Source organism: Labrys okinawensis (assembly GCF_047345005.1).
Classification (GTDB): Bacteria; Pseudomonadota; Alphaproteobacteria; order Rhizobiales; family Labraceae; genus Labrys; species Labrys okinawensis.
This window is the reverse complement of the sequence record NZ_CP178864.1, coordinates 6,648,481-6,665,241: the sequence shown is the minus strand read 5'-3', so window position 1 is coordinate 6,665,241 and position 16,761 is coordinate 6,648,481. Positions and strand designations below refer to the sequence as shown.

The 16,761-nt window shown below is 64.1% G+C and carries 19 protein-coding genes; 12 read left to right on the top strand and 7 right to left on the bottom strand.

The window, feature by feature from the left end; translation table 11 throughout:
* Both betB and betA read left to right on the top strand, forming a co-directional pair.
* Nucleotides 1-1,464, top strand: a complete 1,464-nt coding sequence (gene betB / locus ACMDCR_RS30950; RefSeq protein WP_413990289.1) for a betaine-aldehyde dehydrogenase — start codon at nucleotides 1-3, stop codon at nucleotides 1,462-1,464.
* Nucleotides 1,465-1,585: 121 nt separating this feature from the next.
* Nucleotides 1,586-3,244 (top strand): choline dehydrogenase, encoded by a 1,659-nt coding sequence (gene betA / locus ACMDCR_RS30945; protein ID WP_413990288.1) that lies wholly within the window; start codon nucleotides 1,586-1,588, stop codon nucleotides 3,242-3,244.
* Between the two features lie 89 nt (nucleotides 3,245-3,333).
* Here the strand turns inward: betA and ACMDCR_RS30940 are convergent, their stop codons facing one another.
* Nucleotides 3,334-3,891 carry an invasion associated locus B family protein gene (locus ACMDCR_RS30940; protein WP_413990287.1) on the bottom strand — a complete coding sequence of 186 codons (558 nt, stop codon included), beginning with the start codon at nucleotides 3,889-3,891 and terminating at the stop codon, nucleotides 3,334-3,336.
* Between the two features lie 188 nt (nucleotides 3,892-4,079).
* Between ACMDCR_RS30940 and ACMDCR_RS30935 the strand changes: the two genes are divergently transcribed.
* The 3 genes from ACMDCR_RS30935 to ACMDCR_RS30925 all read left to right on the top strand — a co-directional run bounded on the left by ACMDCR_RS30935 (nucleotide 4,080) and on the right by ACMDCR_RS30925 (nucleotide 6,072).
* The gene (locus tag ACMDCR_RS30935; RefSeq protein ID WP_413990286.1) at nucleotides 4,080-4,274 is read left to right on the top strand and encodes a hypothetical protein; all 195 of its coding nucleotides are present in this window, start codon (nucleotides 4,080-4,082) and stop codon (nucleotides 4,272-4,274) included.
* A 173-nt stretch (nucleotides 4,275-4,447) separates the two neighbouring features.
* On the top strand, nucleotides 4,448-5,497 hold the full coding sequence (gene obgE, locus ACMDCR_RS30930; RefSeq protein WP_413990285.1) for a GTPase ObgE: 1,050 nt from the start codon (nucleotides 4,448-4,450) through the stop codon (nucleotides 5,495-5,497).
* A 47-nt stretch (nucleotides 5,498-5,544) separates the two neighbouring features.
* Complete coding sequence (locus tag ACMDCR_RS30925) at nucleotides 5,545-6,072, top strand: hypothetical protein (RefSeq protein WP_413990284.1); 528 nt, start codon at nucleotides 5,545-5,547, stop codon at nucleotides 6,070-6,072.
* A gap of 135 nt (nucleotides 6,073-6,207) precedes the next feature.
* Here the strand turns inward: ACMDCR_RS30925 and ACMDCR_RS30920 are convergent, their stop codons facing one another.
* Complete coding sequence (locus ACMDCR_RS30920) at nucleotides 6,208-6,672, bottom strand: Hsp20 family protein (RefSeq protein WP_413990283.1); 465 nt, start codon at nucleotides 6,670-6,672, stop codon at nucleotides 6,208-6,210.
* 200 nt (nucleotides 6,673-6,872) lie between these two features.
* Here ACMDCR_RS30920 and ACMDCR_RS30915 point away from each other — a divergent pair, with 200 nt between their 5' ends.
* The 7 genes from ACMDCR_RS30915 (at nucleotide 6,873) to ureG (ending at nucleotide 12,402) form a co-directional block, all read left to right on the top strand.
* Complete coding sequence (locus tag ACMDCR_RS30915; RefSeq protein ID WP_413990282.1) at nucleotides 6,873-7,700, top strand: urease accessory protein UreD; 828 nt, start codon at nucleotides 6,873-6,875, stop codon at nucleotides 7,698-7,700.
* A gap of 111 nt (nucleotides 7,701-7,811) precedes the next feature.
* Nucleotides 7,812-8,114, top strand: coding sequence for an urease subunit gamma (locus ACMDCR_RS30910; RefSeq protein ID WP_284310427.1), 303 nt, complete (start codon nucleotides 7,812-7,814; stop codon nucleotides 8,112-8,114).
* A gap of 72 nt (nucleotides 8,115-8,186) precedes the next feature.
* Nucleotides 8,187-8,492, top strand: a complete 306-nt coding sequence (locus ACMDCR_RS30905) for an urease subunit beta (RefSeq protein ID WP_413990281.1) — start codon at nucleotides 8,187-8,189, stop codon at nucleotides 8,490-8,492.
* Nucleotides 8,493-8,590: 98 nt separating this feature from the next.
* Complete coding sequence (gene ureC, locus ACMDCR_RS30900; RefSeq protein ID WP_413990280.1) at nucleotides 8,591-10,303, top strand: urease subunit alpha; 1,713 nt, start codon at nucleotides 8,591-8,593, stop codon at nucleotides 10,301-10,303.
* Nucleotides 10,304-10,422: 119 nt separating this feature from the next.
* Nucleotides 10,423-10,977, top strand: coding sequence for an urease accessory protein UreE (locus tag ACMDCR_RS30895; protein ID WP_413990279.1), 555 nt, complete (start codon nucleotides 10,423-10,425; stop codon nucleotides 10,975-10,977).
* 3 nt (nucleotides 10,978-10,980) lie between these two features.
* Entirely contained in the window at nucleotides 10,981-11,670 is a 690-nt protein-coding gene (locus ACMDCR_RS30890) for an urease accessory protein UreF (protein ID WP_413990278.1), read from the top strand.
* 102 nt (nucleotides 11,671-11,772) lie between these two features.
* Entirely contained in the window at nucleotides 11,773-12,402 is a 630-nt protein-coding gene (gene ureG, locus ACMDCR_RS30885) for an urease accessory protein UreG (RefSeq protein WP_413990277.1), read from the top strand.
* 214 nt (nucleotides 12,403-12,616) lie between these two features.
* On the opposite strand, the gene ACMDCR_RS30880 is transcribed toward ureG, so the two are convergent.
* The 5 genes from ACMDCR_RS30880 to ftsE all read right to left on the bottom strand — a co-directional run bounded on the left by ACMDCR_RS30880 (nucleotide 12,617) and on the right by ftsE (nucleotide 16,384).
* Nucleotides 12,617-12,994, bottom strand: a complete 378-nt coding sequence (locus ACMDCR_RS30880; RefSeq protein ID WP_413990276.1) for a hypothetical protein — start codon at nucleotides 12,992-12,994, stop codon at nucleotides 12,617-12,619.
* Nucleotides 12,995-13,026: 32 nt separating this feature from the next.
* Entirely contained in the window at nucleotides 13,027-13,773 is a 747-nt protein-coding gene (locus tag ACMDCR_RS30875) for a lysophospholipid acyltransferase family protein (protein ID WP_413990275.1), read from the bottom strand.
* Nucleotides 13,774-13,927: 154 nt separating this feature from the next.
* Entirely contained in the window at nucleotides 13,928-14,734 is an 807-nt protein-coding gene (locus ACMDCR_RS30870) for a YdcF family protein (protein ID WP_413990274.1), read from the bottom strand.
* 16 nt (nucleotides 14,735-14,750) lie between these two features.
* Nucleotides 14,751-15,719, bottom strand: coding sequence for a cell division protein FtsX (locus ACMDCR_RS30865; protein WP_413990273.1), 969 nt, complete (start codon nucleotides 15,717-15,719; stop codon nucleotides 14,751-14,753).
* Nucleotides 15,710-16,384 carry a cell division ATP-binding protein FtsE gene (gene ftsE / locus ACMDCR_RS30860; RefSeq protein ID WP_284310437.1) on the bottom strand — a complete coding sequence of 225 codons (675 nt, stop codon included), beginning with the start codon at nucleotides 16,382-16,384 and terminating at the stop codon, nucleotides 15,710-15,712. The genes ACMDCR_RS30865 and ftsE overlap by 10 nt, the downstream gene beginning before the upstream one ends.
* Nucleotides 16,385-16,761 lie beyond the last annotated feature (377 nt).

The following is a 16,761-nucleotide window of genomic DNA, read 5'->3' as shown; positions in this document are numbered from 1 at the left end:
ATGCGTTACGGCGTTGTGAAGAACCATATCGGCGGCGATTTCGTCGATGCCACTTCAGGCGAGACTTTCCCCTCGATCGATCCGGCCACCGGCGAGACGATCGCCGAGATCCAGCAGGCCAGCGATGCCGACATCGAGCGCGCGGTGGATGCCGCCAAGGCAGGCTTCGCGGTCTGGTGCCGCATGACGGGCGCCGAGCGCGGCCGCATTCTGAGGCGCACGGCCGACATCCTGCGTGAGCGGAACCAGGCGCTCGCGGAGATCGAGACGCGCGATACCGGCAAGCCGATCCAGGAGACGATCGCCGTCGACGTGCTCTCCGGCGCTGATTGCCTGGAATATTTTGCCGGCATAGCAGCGACTCTGACGGGCGAGCATGTCGATCTCGGCCCTGCCGCCTTCGGCTATACCCGCCGCGAGCCGCTTGGCGTGGTCGCCGGCATCGGCGCCTGGAACTATCCGATCCAGATCGCCTGCTGGAAGTCGGCCCCGGCGCTTGCCTGCGGCAATGCCATGATCTTCAAGCCGTCCGAGCAGACGCCTCTCACCGCCCCCTATCTCGCCGAGGCCTTCAAGGAAGCGGGACTGCCGGACGGCGTCTTCAACGTGGTGCAGGGCGATGCCCGCGTCGGCAAGGCGTTGGTCGCCCATCCCGCCATCAAGAAGGTCTCGCTCACCGGCGAGGCCGGCACAGGCCGCATTATCATGGCCAACGCGGCCAAGACGCTGAAGCATGTCACGCTCGAACTCGGCGGCAAGTCGCCCCTGATCGTGTTTGACGACGCCAAGCTCGACAACGCCGTGTCGGGCGCCCTGCTCGGCAATTTCTATTCGGCCGGCGAGGTCTGCTCGAACGGCACACGCGTCTTCGTGCACAGGAAGGTGAAGGACGAATTCCTCGCCAGGCTCAAGGCTCGCACCGAGAAGATGGTGATCGGCGATCCCCTGGATCCCAACACGCATGTCGGCGCCCTCGTCTCGCAGGAGCACCTCGAAAAGGTGATGTCCTATATCGCGAAGGGCCGGGAAGAGGGGGCAAGGGTGCTCACCGGCGGTAGCCGTGTCACCACCGGCGCGCTCGCCAAGGGTGCCTTCGTCGCCCCCACGGTGTTCGATGGCTGCCAGGACGACATGACCATCGTGCGCGAGGAGATCTTCGGGCCCGTGATGACGGTGCTGAGTTTCGAAGACGAGGACGAGGTGGTGGCGCGCGCCAACGATACCGAATATGGCCTCTCCGCTGGCGTCTTCACCACGGACCTTGCCCGCGGCCACCGCGTCATCGCCAATCTCGAGGCCGGCACCTGCTGGATCAACCAGTACAACGTCACGCCGATCGAGCTGCCCTTCGGTGGCGTGAAGCTGTCGGGCCTGGGTCGTGAGAATTCCCGCGCGGCGGTGGAGCATTACACGCAGATCAAGAGCGTCTATGTCGCCTTGGGCGATATCGACGCGCCGTACTGATTGCTGGGAGCGCGGACGTCCCTACGACACTCAAGTGAGTGTAGGACGATCCGCTCTTGAAACGACACACCTGTGGGAGAGGAAGAGCGGGCGAGGACGTCCGCGCTTCCAGGATTGAACCATGACCGATACCTTCGACTACATCATTGTCGGCGCCGGCTCGGCGGGGTGCGCGATGGCGGGCCGCCTGACCGAGGACGGCGCGCGCACCGTCAAGGTGCTGGAATTTGGTGGCAAGGATGGTTCTGTCTTCATCCAGATGCCGAGCGCGCTCTCCATCCCGATGAACTCGCCGAAATATGACTGGCGCTACCATGCCGAGCCCGAGCCGGCGCTCGGCGGGCGCAGCCTGCACACGCCACGTGGCAAGGTGCTGGGGGGGTCCTCCTCGATCAACGGCATGGTCTATATCCGCGGCCACGCCATGGATTTCGAAGCCTGGGCGGAGGCCGGCGCGCACGGCTGGAACTATGCGAGCGTGTTGCCCTATTTCAAGCGCGCCGAGGGCCGCGAGGAGGGCGGCAACGAATATCGCGGCAGCGACGGCCCGCTCAAGACTTCCTACGGAGCGCTCAAGAACCCGCTCTACCAGGCTTTCGTCGATGCGGCTGTCGAGGCCGGCTATCCCGCGACACCGGATGTCAATGGCTACCAGCAGGAAGGCTTCGGCCGCATGGACATGACGGTCTACAAGGGCCGCCGCTGGTCAGCTGCCAATGCATATCTTAAGCCGGCTATGAAACACCCGAACCTCTCGGTCGAGACTCATGCGCTGGCGAGCCGCATCCTGTTCGAGGGCCGGAAGGCGGTAGGCGTCGAATATTGGCAGGGCTCGCAGCTCAGGCGCGTCAGGGCGCGCCGCGAGGTGATTCTCTCGGCCGGACCGATCAACGATCCCCAGCTCCTCAAGCTCTCCGGCATCGGCCCGGCAGCCGAACTGCAAGCCGCGGGCATCGAGGTGCTGCATGACCTGGCAGGAGTCGGCGAGAACCTGCAGGACCATCTCGAATTCTACTTCCAGATGGCGAGCATCCAGCCGATCACGCTCTATTCGGTGGTCAATCCACTGTCAAAGGCGATGGTGGGCGCGGAGTGGCTGCTGCGCAATACGGGCCTGGGCGCCACCAACCATTTCGAGACCTGCGGCTTCATCCGGTCACGCGCCGGCATTGCCTATCCCGACATCCAGTATCACTTCCTGCCGATGGCGGTGAGCTATAACGGCGCTTCCCTCGCCAGCGAGCACGGCTTCCAGGCCCATGTCGGCCCGATGCGCTCCAGGAGCCGCGGTCATGTCCGGCTGAGGTCGAAGGATGCGCGCGAGGCGCCGCTGATCCGTTTCAACTATATGAGCCACCCCGATGACTGGACCGAGATGCGGGCCTGCGTGCGGCTGACGCGCGAAATTTTCCAGCAGAAAGCTTTCGAGCCCTATCGCGGCCGTGAGATCCAGCCGGGCCCGGACGTGACCTCGGACGAGGCCATCGATGCCTTCATCGCACAGCATGTCGAGAGCGCCTTCCATCCCTCCGGCACCTGCAGGATGGGCGCCCCCTCCGACCCGATGACGGTGGTGGATCCGGAAACCCGCGTCGTCGGCATCGAAGGCCTGCGCATCGCCGATTCCTCGATCATCCCGCTGATCACCAATGGCAACCTCAACGCGCCCTCGATCATGATTGGCGAAAAGGCCTCCGATCACATCCTCGGCAAGACCATGCTGCCGCCGTCCAACGCACCGTTCTATCAGGCGCAGGACTGGCAGACGAAACAGCGGTAAGGCTTGCCAGGGGCGCTCGTCGGTGTGCCGACCTCCAGGTCGACACAGAACTGCAACTTTTGGCCGCTTCGCAGTTTTCAATCTCGCTCTCAGGGCTGAGTGCCCGCTCGCGCCGCCGGTGGTGGAGGCAGGGCGGCGAGACCCCTGCCCGTCCCATCCAGCTTGAAGATGAAGTCGAGCGCGGTCTCGGGCGTCTGGTGCAGGGTGAGGGAGGCGCTGCTGCCGGCCAGGAGGCTCTTGCGCAGGGCCTCGGTCACCAGCACATCGGCGAGGCAGCCGGAGAGATGGCAGCGCGTGAAGCCGGTGGTGCCGACATCATTGCCGTCGATGTTCAGACCGACCCCCGTCGGCACCAGCACCCCGAGCGGGGCTATGATGCGCAGCAGGAGCCGGCTCTTGTCCAGCCGGATCAGGAGGACATTGGCATAGAGGTCCGGGTTTTGCGCCGGGCTTGCCGTCTGCACCAGGGCGCATTGCTTGCCGGGGCCTGCGGGCGGATCGCATTGTAGCTGCCAGCTGCCGAACTGCGGCGCAGGGTCGGGCGCCGGCGCCTGCTGGGCCGCCGCTGCTGAGAGAAGGACGAGGCCGGCCAGGACGCCAGGCACGAAACGCAGGGAGCCTCTCGAGACCGCCTTGGGAACGAACATGAGTACCTCCGAATTGCCCGGCCGCAGTTCTCAGCATCGCGCTGCCGCGGACGCAACAGGAAAGTTCCCTGCGGTTTCGTGAACTATCGGTTCGATGATCGGCTGGTGGTGGCGGGGGTGATCAGGCGGGCAGGAACTCCTCGAGGGTAATGCGGCCCTTGAGAGCAAGGGTAACGAGATCACTCTGCATGGTTGGTAAAAACTTCGGCCGATGGAGAGTGACGCGATTCGGCCATGCCCAGCCAAGCAACGTTGTCCTGGTGGTGCAAAAGCCTTCCCAGGGCAACGGCATGGGAGACCTCATCGGCATGTCGTTTCTCGCTCGCTTCGACGTAATGATGGCGGCGGGGGAGCTTTCGTTGAAGGCCAGGAACCTCCCGTGATGCGCGTTTAAGGGAAGAACGCAGGAATATCCTCGCTTTTTCCCGCTGGAACCACTATGTGAGCGCGATCAACTCGACAGCATCGATAGCGAAGGCGTGAGCCGTGGGGCTCGCGCCGTGGGAGAATTGGCCGACGCAACGGACTTGTCTTCCTCAAGAACAAAGCCAAGGCCATGAAATTTCTCGACCAAGCCAAGATCTATGTGAAAGCCGGTGATGGGGGCGCGGGCTGCGTTTCCTTCCGGCGTGAAAAATTCATTGAGTTCGGCGGCCCCGATGGCGGTGATGGCGGTAGAGGCGGCTCGATCGTGGCCGAATGCACCGACGGCCTGAACACGCTGATCGACTACCGCTACCAGCAGCATTTCAAGGCTCGCACCGGCGTGCATGGCATGGGCCGCAACCGCGCCGGCGCCAATTCGCCCGACGTGATCCTGAAAGTGCCGGTGGGCACGCAGATCTATGAGGAAGACGGCGAGACCATGATCGCCGACTTCACCGAGGTCGGCCAGCGCGCGGTGATCTGCAAGGGTGGCAATGGCGGCTTCGGCAACGCCTATTTCAAGACATCGACCAACCAGGCGCCGCGCCGGGCCAATCCCGGCCTGCCAGGTGAGGAGAAGACGATCTGGCTGCGCCTCAAGCTGATCGCCGATGCCGGCCTCGTCGGCCTGCCCAATGCCGGCAAGTCGACCTTCCTCGCCACGGTAACGGCGGCCAAGCCCAAGATCGCGGACTATCCCTTTACCACTCTGCATCCGGGCCTTGGCGTGGTGCGCGTCGACGGACGCGAATTCGTGCTCGCCGACATTCCCGGCCTGATCGAGGGCGCGCATGAGGGCCATGGCCTTGGCGACCGCTTTCTCGGCCATGTCGAGCGCTGTCGCGTGCTGCTGCATCTGGTCGACGGCACCTGCGAGCATGCGGGCAAGGCCTATAAGGTAATCCGCAACGAGCTTGCCGCCTATAGCGAGGATCTCGCCGCCAAGCCGGAGATCGTGGCGCTGTCGAAAGTGGACTCGCTTTCGCCCGAACTCCTGAAGGAGCAGTTGGCGCGCCTGAAGCGGGCGGCGAAGAAAGCCCCGATCGCCCTTTCCTCCGCCTCCGGCGAAGGTATCCAGGAGGCCCTTCGCCAGCTCTTCGATATCATCGGGACGGCAAAATCCACCGATGCGATCATTGAAAAGCCGGTTTTGGAGAAGAACAATACCTGGCAACCCTGAGGCCGGTCTCGGAACGCACTACGGCCTGGCCGAAACGAGCAACTGAAATGGCAATGGTATTTTTGAGGAAAGCTTCACGCTCTCATGCCTGCCACTTTCCTCAAGCCGGAAAGAGCAAGGCCGCTGGCATCGTGCTGGCAGTTCTGCTGGGCCTGTGTGCGGCCTCTCCGGCGCTCGCCGATACGCTGACGCCCAAACAGGCTATCCGTGTCATGACGCAGGCCGGCTATTCCGGTATCGGTGGCGTGACGCATGACCGCAACTTCTATTATGCAGCCGCCATCGACGCCAAGCGCAAGCGCGTGCGCGTGACGGTGGACGAGGAGACCGGCAAGATCGTTGCGGTCGTGCCACTGCGCGGCTCCGGGACGTCGGGAATCGTCACGCCATCGCAGGGGACCGAGCAGGCTGGTGTGCCGCCCATTACGGCAGCGCCACCGCCGCGCATGATGTTCTCGCCCTATCAGGCGCCCAAGCCGCCGCATCCGATAGGTATTATCCAGTATCCGTTCAATTCCGCCGGCCAGCTCCAGCCCGGCTGGTGCCGCTTCCAGGCAAATGCTCCGGGATGCTGACTGAGGGCGCGGACATCAGCGCGAGATGTTTGAATGTTGCCGGGATATCCGCGCTCTCAGTAAAAAAGGCGCCCCGGTTGCCCGGAGCGCCCTTCATACAATTTCTACCACTGAAGCTTATTCTACCACTGAAGCTTACGCAGCAGCCTTGGTCTCAACCTGCTTGGGAGCCGAGCCGTTGATCGGGATCAGGCGGGGCTTCTTGGCCTCCGGGATCTCGCGGACAAGGTCGACATGGAGCAGGCCGTTCTCGAGGCTGGCGCCGGTTACCTGCACATGGTCGGCAAGCTGGAAGCGGCGCTCGAAGGCGCGCGCGGCAATGCCCTGATGCAGGATTTCGCCCTTCTTCTCTTCCTTGTTCTCGGCCCTTTCACCGCGAATGGTGAGGGCATTCTCCTTCACCTCGATGGTGATATCGCTCTCGCCAAAGCCGGCGACGGCCACGGAGACGCGATAGGAGTTATCCGAGGTACGCTCGATGTTGTAGGGCGGGTAGGTGGTGGCGGAGCCATCATACCCGGCAACCTGGTCAAGCGCCGAGAAGAGACGGTCGAAGCCGACGGTAGAACGGTAGAGGGGCGAGAAATCAAACTGACGCATGGCTATCCTCCTTTGAAGCGACAAGCCGAATGGTTGCTCCGCCGCAAGGGCCGGAGCTGACATGTGCATCCCTCCTGGGCCTGCACAAAGCAGGATTTGGTGAGGGATTTGCGGGTTTCAAGGGGTGTTTTGCAGGAATCTCGTCTCGGACGGGCTGGCCCGTTTCCTGCATGATCGGAACAAAAGGATCAGAACGTGCAATGACTGTGCCGCCCCTCCAACAACCTGTGCTCGAGCGGGCGCGAGGCTCTATATCCCTCGATGTCGCCAGACGCGGCGAGCGCCACGCCGTTGCGGAGCTGGCGCAGTCCGGCTGCGGACGGCTGTTGTTTCCCGCCATTGCCGCAGGCCGTCCCCTCGAGGCGGTGATCGTCAACACCTCCGGCGGCCTGACCGGCGGCGACCGCTTCGATGCGGCGCTGAGCCTCGCGCCCGGCGCACGGGCGCTGGCGATCACGCAGGCCTGCGAGAAGATCTACCGCTCCGATGGCAGCGATGCCTTGGTCCAAACGCGTCTCTCCCTGGGGGAGGGCGCCTCGCTTGCCTGGCTGCCGCAGGAGACCATCCTGTTCGACCGCGCGCGCCTCAGGCGCAGGCTCACCGTCGAGATGAAGGAGGATGCCAGGCTCCTCGCCATGGAAGCCGTGCTGCTCGGCCGCAAGGCTTCGGGCGAGAGCCTGAGGCAGGGCTTGTTCCGCGATTCCTGGCGGGTGCGGCGCGCGGGCAAGCTGGTGTTCGCCGAGGAAACGGCGTTCGAGGGCGATCTTGCGGCCCGCCTGGCAGCTGCGGCGACGCTGAGGGGCGCAGCCGCCTATGCCACCGTGCTGCTCGTCACCCCCGGTGCGGCCTCGTATCTCCAGGCAGCCCGCGATGTGCTCACCAAAGAGGCAGCGGAGGGCGGAATCAGCACATTTGACGGGCTTTGCGTTGCCCGCCTCATCGCGCAGGATGGCGCCGCGCTGCGCCGTGTCCTCATCCAACTGCTCGGGGCGCTCGGTGGCGAACTCCCCCGCGTCTGGCACGCCTGAAAGGCATGTCTCTTGCTTGAGAGACATGCCTTTCAGGTGATTCATGGTGACGCACAATCCCAACCGAAATGCCCATTACTTTTTCTGGACCATGCGTAGAAGGTCGTAGCAATGCAGTTGACGCCGCGTGAAAAAGACAAGCTCCTGATCGCCATGGCGGCGATCGTCGCCCGCAAGCGGCTCGAACGGGGCGTAAAGCTGAACTATCCCGAGGCGATTGCCCTGATTAGCGATTTCGTCGTCGAGGGCGCCCGCGACGGACGTTCCGTGGCAGACCTGATGCAGGCTGGGGCCGGCGTCATCACCCGCGACCAGGTCATGGAGGGCATCCCCGAGATGATCCACGACGTGCAGGTCGAGGCGACGTTCCCCGACGGGACGAAGCTGGTGACCGTGCATCATCCGATACGGTGATGCCGCTCTTCCTTGCTCCCAAGCGTGACGTTTCCAAGAGCGGACAGGATGTCCGCATTCCAAGGAGAGATCATGATCCCCGGTGAAGTCATCCCTGCCGACGGTGATATCGAGCTCAACGTCGGGCTCGATATCACCACGCTTACCATCGCCAATACCGGCGACCGGCCGATCCAGGTCGGCAGCCACTATCATTTCTTCGAGATCAATCCTGGCCTTTCCTTCGACCGCGACCAGGCGCGCGGAAAGAGGCTCGACATCCCGGCCGGCACGGCGGTGCGTTTCGAGCCGGGGCAGAGCCGCGATGTCCATCTCGTGCCCTTCCGTGGCAAGCGGGAGGTCTACGGCTTCCGCCAGGATGTGATGGGGAAGCTGTGATTCCCGGGTGCGCGGACGTCTCGTCCGCATCTGGGAATCGATGCGTTTGTTGTTGAGGAAGATGCGGACGAGACGTCCGCGCACCCGGGAATTGATCCATGCCTTTCAAGATGCCCCGCGCCGCCTATGCCGACATGTTCGGGCCCACGGTCGGCGACAAGGTCCGCCTCGCCGATACCGAACTGATCGTCGAGGTCGAGAAGGACTTCACCATTCATGGCGAGGAAGTGAAGTTCGGTGGCGGCAAGGTGATTCGTGATGGCATGGGCCAGGCGCAGACCACAAGGGCGCAGGGCGCAGTCGATACCGTGATTACCAATGCGCTGATCATCGACCACACCGGCATCATCAAGGCCGATATCGGCATCAAGGACGGGCGCATCGTCGGGATCGGCAAGGCCGGCAATCCCGACATACAGCCGGGCGTCACCATCATCGTCGGCCCCGGTACCGAAGCGATTGCGGGCGAAGGCAAGATCGTCACGGCCGGCGGCATCGACACACATATCCATTACATCGCGCCCCAGCAGATCGAGGAGGCGCTGATGTCGGGCGTCACCACCATGCTGGGCGGCGGTACCGGTCCGGCGACGGGCACCAACGCCACCACCTGCACGCCCGGCCCATGGCATCTGGAGCGCATGCTGCAGGCAGCAGAGGCGTTCCCGATGAACCTCGCCTTTTCCGGCAAGGGCAATGCGGCGCTGCCGGCTGGCCTCGTCGAGCAGATCGAGGCAGGCGCCTGCGCCCTCAAGCTGCACGAGGACTGGGGCACCACGCCCGGCGCCATCGACAATTGCCTCGCCGTCGCCGACGATTATGACGTGCAGGTGATGATTCACACCGACACGCTGAACGAGTCCGGCTTCGTGGAGGATACCATTGCCGCCTTCAAGGGCCGCACCATACACGCCTTCCACACCGAGGGTGCGGGCGGTGGCCATGCGCCCGACATCATCAAGGTGGCGGGGCTCGCCAACGTCATCCCGTCCTCGACGAACCCCACGCGTCCCTACACGGTGAACACGCTGGAAGAGCATCTCGACATGCTCATGGTCTGCCACCACCTCGACCCGTCCATTCCCGAGGACATTGCGTTCGCCGAAAGCCGCATCCGCAAGGAGACCATCGCGGCCGAGGATATCTTGCACGACGTGGGGGCGCTCTCCATCATCGCCTCCGACAGCCAGGCGATGGGGCGCGTGGGCGAGGTGATCATCCGTACCTTCCAGACCGCCCACAAGATGAAGGTGCAGCGCGGGCGCCTCTCCGAGGACGGCATCGGCAACGACAATTTCCGGGTGAAGCGCTATATCGCAAAGGTGACGATCAACCCGGCCATCGCCCATGGGCTCGACGCCCATATCGGCTCGGTTGAGATGGGCAAGCTCGCCGATCTAGTGGTGTGGTCACCGGCCTTCTTCGGCGTGAAGCCGGACCTGATCCTGAAGCTCGGCACCATCGCCGCTGCCGCCATGGGCGATCCCAACGCTTCCATCCCGACACCGCAGCCGGTGCATTACCGCCCGATGTTCGGCGGCTTCGGCCGCTCCATCGTCAAGAGCGCGGTGACCTTTGTCAGCCAGGCGTCGCTCGATGCCGGCATCGGCCAGCGCTATGGCCTTTCCAAGACGTTGCTGCCGGTGAAGAACACACGTGGTGGCATCTCGAAGGCCTCGATGATCCATAACAGCGCCACGCCCCATATCGAGGTCGACCCCGAGACCTATGAGGTGCGGGCGGACGGGGAACTGCTGACCTGCAAGCCGGCGACCAGCCTGCCGATGGCGCAGCGGTATTTCCTGTTCTAGCTGGCAGCCCGGACGCCCTCGTCGCTCTTGGAAACACGGCGCTCGCAGGATAGGAAGAGCGGATCGTCCGACACTCACCTGAGTGTCGCAGGGACGTCGGCGCTCCCAGGAACCCCCCAATGCTTCACAGCCATTCCTTCGTGCCCGCCCCCAAGGTCGAGGCCAAGTCCATCGCCGACAGCGTCGTGCTGACCTTCGAGGATCGCCGCCGCCGCCGGGGCGTCATCACCACGGTGGGTGGGCTGGAGGTGCTGGTGGATCTTGCCGAGGCGCCGGCGCTTGCCCATGGCGATGCCTATCTCCTGGAAGACGGCCGCCTGATCGAGATCGTGGCGGAGGCAGAGCCGCTGCTCGAGGTGAAGGGGCGCGACCCGTTGCACCAGATGCGGCTTGCCTGGCATCTCGGCAACAGGCACCTGGAGACCGAGATCGGGCCGAAATGGCTGCGCATTCGCCAGGACCATGTCATCGCCGACATGCTCAAGGGCCTGGGCGCCAAGGTCACGGAGATTGAAGGGCCGTTCCAGCCCGAAGGTGGGGCCTATCACCATGACCATGGCCATGATCATCACGCCCACGCGCATGACGACCGGCACCATCATCATGACCATGATCATAAGCATGAGCACGGCCACGATCATGACCATCATCACGGCAAGCATCATCACGACTGATCGATGACGATGGATGGTCCTGCCGGCGCCTCGCGCCTGATTGTGTGGTTCTCGCCGGCCTTTCCCACCGGTGCCTTCAGCTTCTCGCATGGCCTGGAATGGGCGGTGGAGGCCGAGGATGTGCAGGACCGCACCTCGTTGCAGGCCTGGATCGAGGGTGTGCTGCGCCACGGCGCGGGCTGGTCGGATGCGGTGCTGATCTCGGCTATCCATCGCGCTGCCCGTGCCGATGACGAGCGGGCGCTCCTGGAGGCGGCCGAACTTGCCCTGGCTCTGCAACCCTCGCTGGAGCGGCGGCTTGAATCGACCGTGCAGGGCGAAGCCTTCCTGAAGGCAGTCGAGACCGGCTGGGGCCATCCCGCCATCGCCCATTTCCGCCGGATGTGGCGCGATCCCATCGCGCTGCCCGTCGCCGTTGGCGTCGCGGCAGCGGCCAACGGCATCGAGGCGCGGGCGGTGCTTGCGGCCTATCTCACGGGCCTTGCCGCCAATCTCGTTTCCGCCGCCATCCGTCTTGCCCCCATCGGCCAGAGCGACGGGCTGCGCGTCCTCGCCGCGCTGGAGGCGACGATTGCCGAGCTCGCCGCCCGGGCCGAGGGGGCGACACTGGAGGATATCGGCGGCTGCGCCATACGCTCCGACATTGCCTCCATGCGGCATGAAACTCAGACCACGAGGCTGTTCCGCACCTAAGCCGGAGCACAGCACTTTTACCCTCGCAATAAGGTCTCATTGGCCGGCACGAAAATTGCTTCGATGGATCGCAGTTTTCGACTCTGGTGGTGAGGAAGAACGATGGCGAAATCGAAGCATGGTCCGCTGCGTGTGGGTGTCGGCGGACCGGTGGGCTCGGGCAAGACAGCGCTTGTGGATGCGCTGTGTAAAAGCCTGCGCCTGAAATACGACATCGCCGCCATCACCAATGACATCTACACCAAGGAGGACGCCGAGTTTCTGACACGCTCGGGCGCGCTGGAGCCGGAGCGCATCATGGGCGTGGAGACGGGCGGCTGCCCCCATACCGCCATCCGCGAGGACGCCTCGGCCAATCTCGCCGCAGTGGCGGCGATGAACCAGCGTTTCCCCGATCTCGATATCATCCTGATCGAATCGGGCGGCGACAACCTGGCCGCCTCCTTCTCGCCGGAACTGGCCGATCTCACCCTCTACGTCATCGATGTCTCGGCCGGCGACAAGATCCCGCGCAAGGGCGGCCCCGGGGTGACGCGCTCCGACCTTCTCGTAATCAACAAGATCGACCTCGCGCCGATGGTCGGGGCGAGCCTGGAGGTGATGGACCGCGACTCCACTGCGATGCGTAAGGGTCGTCCTCACGTCTTTACCAATGTACGGGCGGGCGCGGGCGTGCAGACGGTGGAAGATTTCATCCTCAACCGTGGCGGCTTCGCGGTGCAGGCCGCCTGAATAATGGAGCAACGAGCCCGAATTATTCGGCCTGCGCGGAATGAATGTCGAGCGAGCGCGGGATTTCGGAACTTACATTCTTGAAGTTAGGTTGGGTGCCGATAGAGGCGCTGGCCGGTGTGCCAACCTCCAGGTCGGCACCTCTTCTTTGGATCATACGTTTCCATGCCGATCTGGAGATCGGCACACCAAAGCGCAGCCACCGGCAGGTTCGTCAATGCCGTCCATCGAGATCCTTCACGGCGGCCACACGCTCGACTGCCGCTCCGGCGAGCAGGTGCACATGCACCTCGCTGGCGCCCGCCTCGGCGGCGGCGCGCAGGATTGCGGCAAGGGTTTCGCCGCCCTGGCCGGATTCGCCGATCCACACGCAGGCGCCGCTCGACCCTTCCACGGCGATCACCACCGCGTCGACATAATCGGGGCATTGGCCGATCGGATAGACCGAAACCAGGTAGGACCGGCCCGAAGCGCCGACCCAGCGGCGGAAGCGCGAGGCCGCATGCGGTGCCTCGCGGCCCAATGCAGCGAGGGGAGCGCAGAGCCGATTCTCGGCGTTCGAAATATGAGAACGAATCGCGACTTGTGTCATAGAACAAAATTAGAACACGAGACTCTCGGGCGTCAAGCGATTCTGGTTTGTTCCTGCATGGTGTGGCCACGGGCCTCTGCAAGCAGTCTGTCTGAGGCAGTCTCGATGCGAGCCTGCAGCTCCTCGAAAAATGCCGTCTTGTCGCCACCCGGCGGGATGGGCGGCAGGATTTCCATCACCAGTGTGCCGGGCCGGCGGATGAACTGGCGGCGCGGCCAGAAATAACCGGAATTGAGGGCGATGGGTACGCAGGGCACGCCGAATTCACTGTAGAGATAGACCACGCCGTATTTATACGCCGGCTCGGCGCCGGGCGCCCGGCGGGTACCCTCAGGGAAGATGATGATCTGGCGCCCTCGGGCAAGCTGTGCGGCGCCATCGGTATGCATCTGCTTCATCGCCTTGGAGCGCGCGCCGCGATCGACGGCGATCATCTCTGCCTTGGAGGCGAGCCAGCCGAACAAAGGCAGCCACATCAATTCGCGCTTCAGCACATAGGAAGGGTCGTCGAACACCAGAAACATCGCAAAGGTGTCCCAGACGGACTGGTGCTTGGAGGCGACCAGCACGCCGCCCTGCGGCACATTCTCGCGCCCGCGAATCTCGCAGTCGATGCCGGCGAGGGTGCGCATCAGGAAGAAGTTCACCCGCGCCCAGGCCCTGACGATTCTCAGGAGCACGATGCGCGGCAGCAGCAGCGAGGGGAGGGCGCAGATCATCCAGAGGATGATGTTGGTGTAGTAGACCAGGTTGAACAGGAGGGAGCGCAGGACAATCATGAGCCGGAATCGTTCGAGATGCGGACTTCGAGGCGGACTTGGCCCCGCTATAGCAGAACCGCGCGGGATACGCCTGGAGAAGTGATAGCCCGCGACGCTGGGCCTCCGCCAGCTTCGCTGGAGAGGTTTCCGCGTTGCGCCTCACTCCGCTCTCTTACTCCGCCCGCGCCATGGCCTGCAGGGTGGGCTGTTCGACCCTGAGCTGGAAGGTGGCGCTGGCATATTTCACATATTCGGAGACCAGGAGGCGGATGCTGGTGGGATCCGTCCACCAGGTGTCGAGCTTGAGGTTCTGGGAGATCACCGGATAGGCGATCAGGGTGGTGTCGGGCAGCACGCGGCGCAGTTCAAGCAGCGAACGCGGCATGTGGTAGTTCGAGGTCACCACGATGATCGATTTGAATTGCTTGTCCTGCACCCAGCGCGCCGCCTCCAGGGCGTTGCCGACCGTGTTGAGCGCGTTGCGGTCGATGTCGACGCAGCAGTCGATCACCTCTGCGCCAGCAGCCGTATGACCGGAAAGAGCCTCAGGGCTGGTCGCCTTGTTGACGCCGGTGATCAGCATGCGCTTGGCGCGGCCCTCTGTGAGCAGGTCGAAGGCTTCGCTGATGCGGTCGGACCCACCGGTGAGGGCGATCACGCCATCGGCCCGCACCGCCGGGCTTGGTGCTTCGGCCTGCAGGGTGGCGACAAAATAGGCAAAGTCCGTCACCACGGCGGCGGTGAGGAAGAGCATGCACGCACCGGTGATCTCCATGGCCCAGCGCAGCCAGCGGCGCGAGCGATGCGGCGGCTGCTCCGCCATGGACGGGGATGCCGGATCTGATGCCGATGCCCGCCGCACGGGATTTACTCGCCTTGCCTTATCGAGAAAGAAATTCTTGCGCACGCGTTGGGCAAAAATTGGATCGGCGGGGCGGGTGTGGAGCGGTATGGGCACGGAGCCCTGCCAGACACTCATGGGTCCCTCTGACTTTCTATACCTGGCCGCTGAGAACGCGATGGACCGTCATCCTGGAGGTCACGCCCGTGATGACGGCGATGAGAACGACTGACGCGACGATGGCTGCATAGCCGCGCCAATCCATGTTGAAGGAACCGAACAAGGCCTCCACCTGATCGCCTGCCGCCGTCGCGGTAAAGCGCGTGGAGAGGAGATGGGCGCCGATGAAGGTGAGCACGGCAGCGCCACCGCCGATCAGGCCGCCCTTGAGGCCGAGCCAGAGGAAATGGTGCTGGAACTCGTTGGCGATGAAGGAGTCATGCGCGCCGACGAAATGAAGCACCTCGACCACGTCCTTGTTGCCGGCCATGGCGCCGCGCGTGGCGAACACCACCGAAAGGGCGGTGGCGACGATCATCAGGATGAGCACGGCGAGGCCGGCCAGCACCATGGCCTGAGCCATCGCGGCAAGGCGGGCGATCCAGAAGCGGTGGTCGTCCAGGCTGGCGCCAACCACGCTGTCGGCCAAGGTTTTGCGCAGGCTGGCGAGATCGGGCAAGGCACCCGACGCTATCTTTACAACGATGAGCCTGGGTATCGGCAGGTCGCTCATGTCGAGCCCCTCACCAAGCCAGGGCACCAGCATGCGCTCGGTTTCCTCGCGGGTGTAGACCTGTACGTCGGTGATGCCGTCGGTGGCACGCGCCGCCACCACGGCCTTGCCGATCTCAGTCTCGATGTCGTGCCCCTCCACCGGGCGGACCTGGATGGTGACCTCGCGCGAGACCTGCGAGCCCCAGTCGGAGGCAGCGGCAGCGATCAGCAGCACGCAGCCGGCGGTGAGGGCGGCGAGATAGGTCATGATCGCCACCACCGCCATCAGCGAGCGGCCGGCGATCGAGCCCGAGGGGACGATCGGCGCCGAGGGGCGGATCAGCGTCTCCGCCCGCCGCGTGCTCGAGCGCTGCGCCGAATGCTGGCCGTTCTGGTCTGTCATGACCATGCCGCCGGCTCCTGAACGGTGACATGGCCGTCCTCCAGGCGCAGGCGCCGGGCGGGGAAGAGCTCCATCAGGCTCTCGTCATGGGTGGCGATCACCACCGACGTCCCGGAACGGTTGAGCTCGATGAACAGGCGTAGCAGGCGGCGGGCCAGCGCCGGGTCGACATTGCCGGTGGGCTCGTCGGCCAGCAGCAATTCGGGTCGAACGATGAGGGCGCGAGCGATGGCGGCGCGCTGCTTCTCGCCGCCCGAGAGCACCGGGGGCAGCACATGCATGCGCTCGCCAAGGCCCACCCAGTGCAGGAGTTCCACAACCTCCGCCCGGTAGCGTGCTTCGTCCTGGCCCTGCACGCGCAAGGGCAGGGCAATGTTCTCATAGGTGGTGAGGTGGTCGAGCAGCCGGAAATCCTGGAAGACGATGCCGATGCGCCTGCGCGTCTCGGCAAGATCGTGCTTGGAAAGCGTCATCACGTCGCGGTCGAACATGTGGACGAGACCGCGGGTGGGCTTCAGCGTCAGGAAGAGCAGGCGCAGCAGCGTGGTCTTGCCGGCGCCGGACGGGCCGGTGAGAAACTGGAACGAATTGGCGGGAACGTCGAAACTGACGTCGCGCAGCACTTCCGGGCCCATCCCGTAGCGCAATCCCACATTTTCGAACCGGACCAAGTCTTGAGTCTCCCCGCATCCGGAGCACTGTGCAGAGGGGCCGGTTAACGAGGTATTAACGTTAACGAAATGACAACGAATTTAACTTTTCTGGGATCGCCCGTCCCTGGGATCGCGGGCATCCCTGCCCGCTCTCCTTTATCGGAAGGCTTGTCGTTTCCAAGAGCAGGCAAGGATGCCTGCGATTGTCTATTTCAATCCCATCGTGCAAGCCTAGCTTTTGGATGCCTCCAGCTCGGTGGCCGCCGAGCTGGAGGCGGGAGGGGACGGGTCGTGCCTGCGATAATCGAAGGACTGACTTAGGAGTCTGACCACCCCTCTCTTTTCCATGAGGCCTGAACGGATACCGGCATTGCTCCGGAGACAAGCAGAGGACT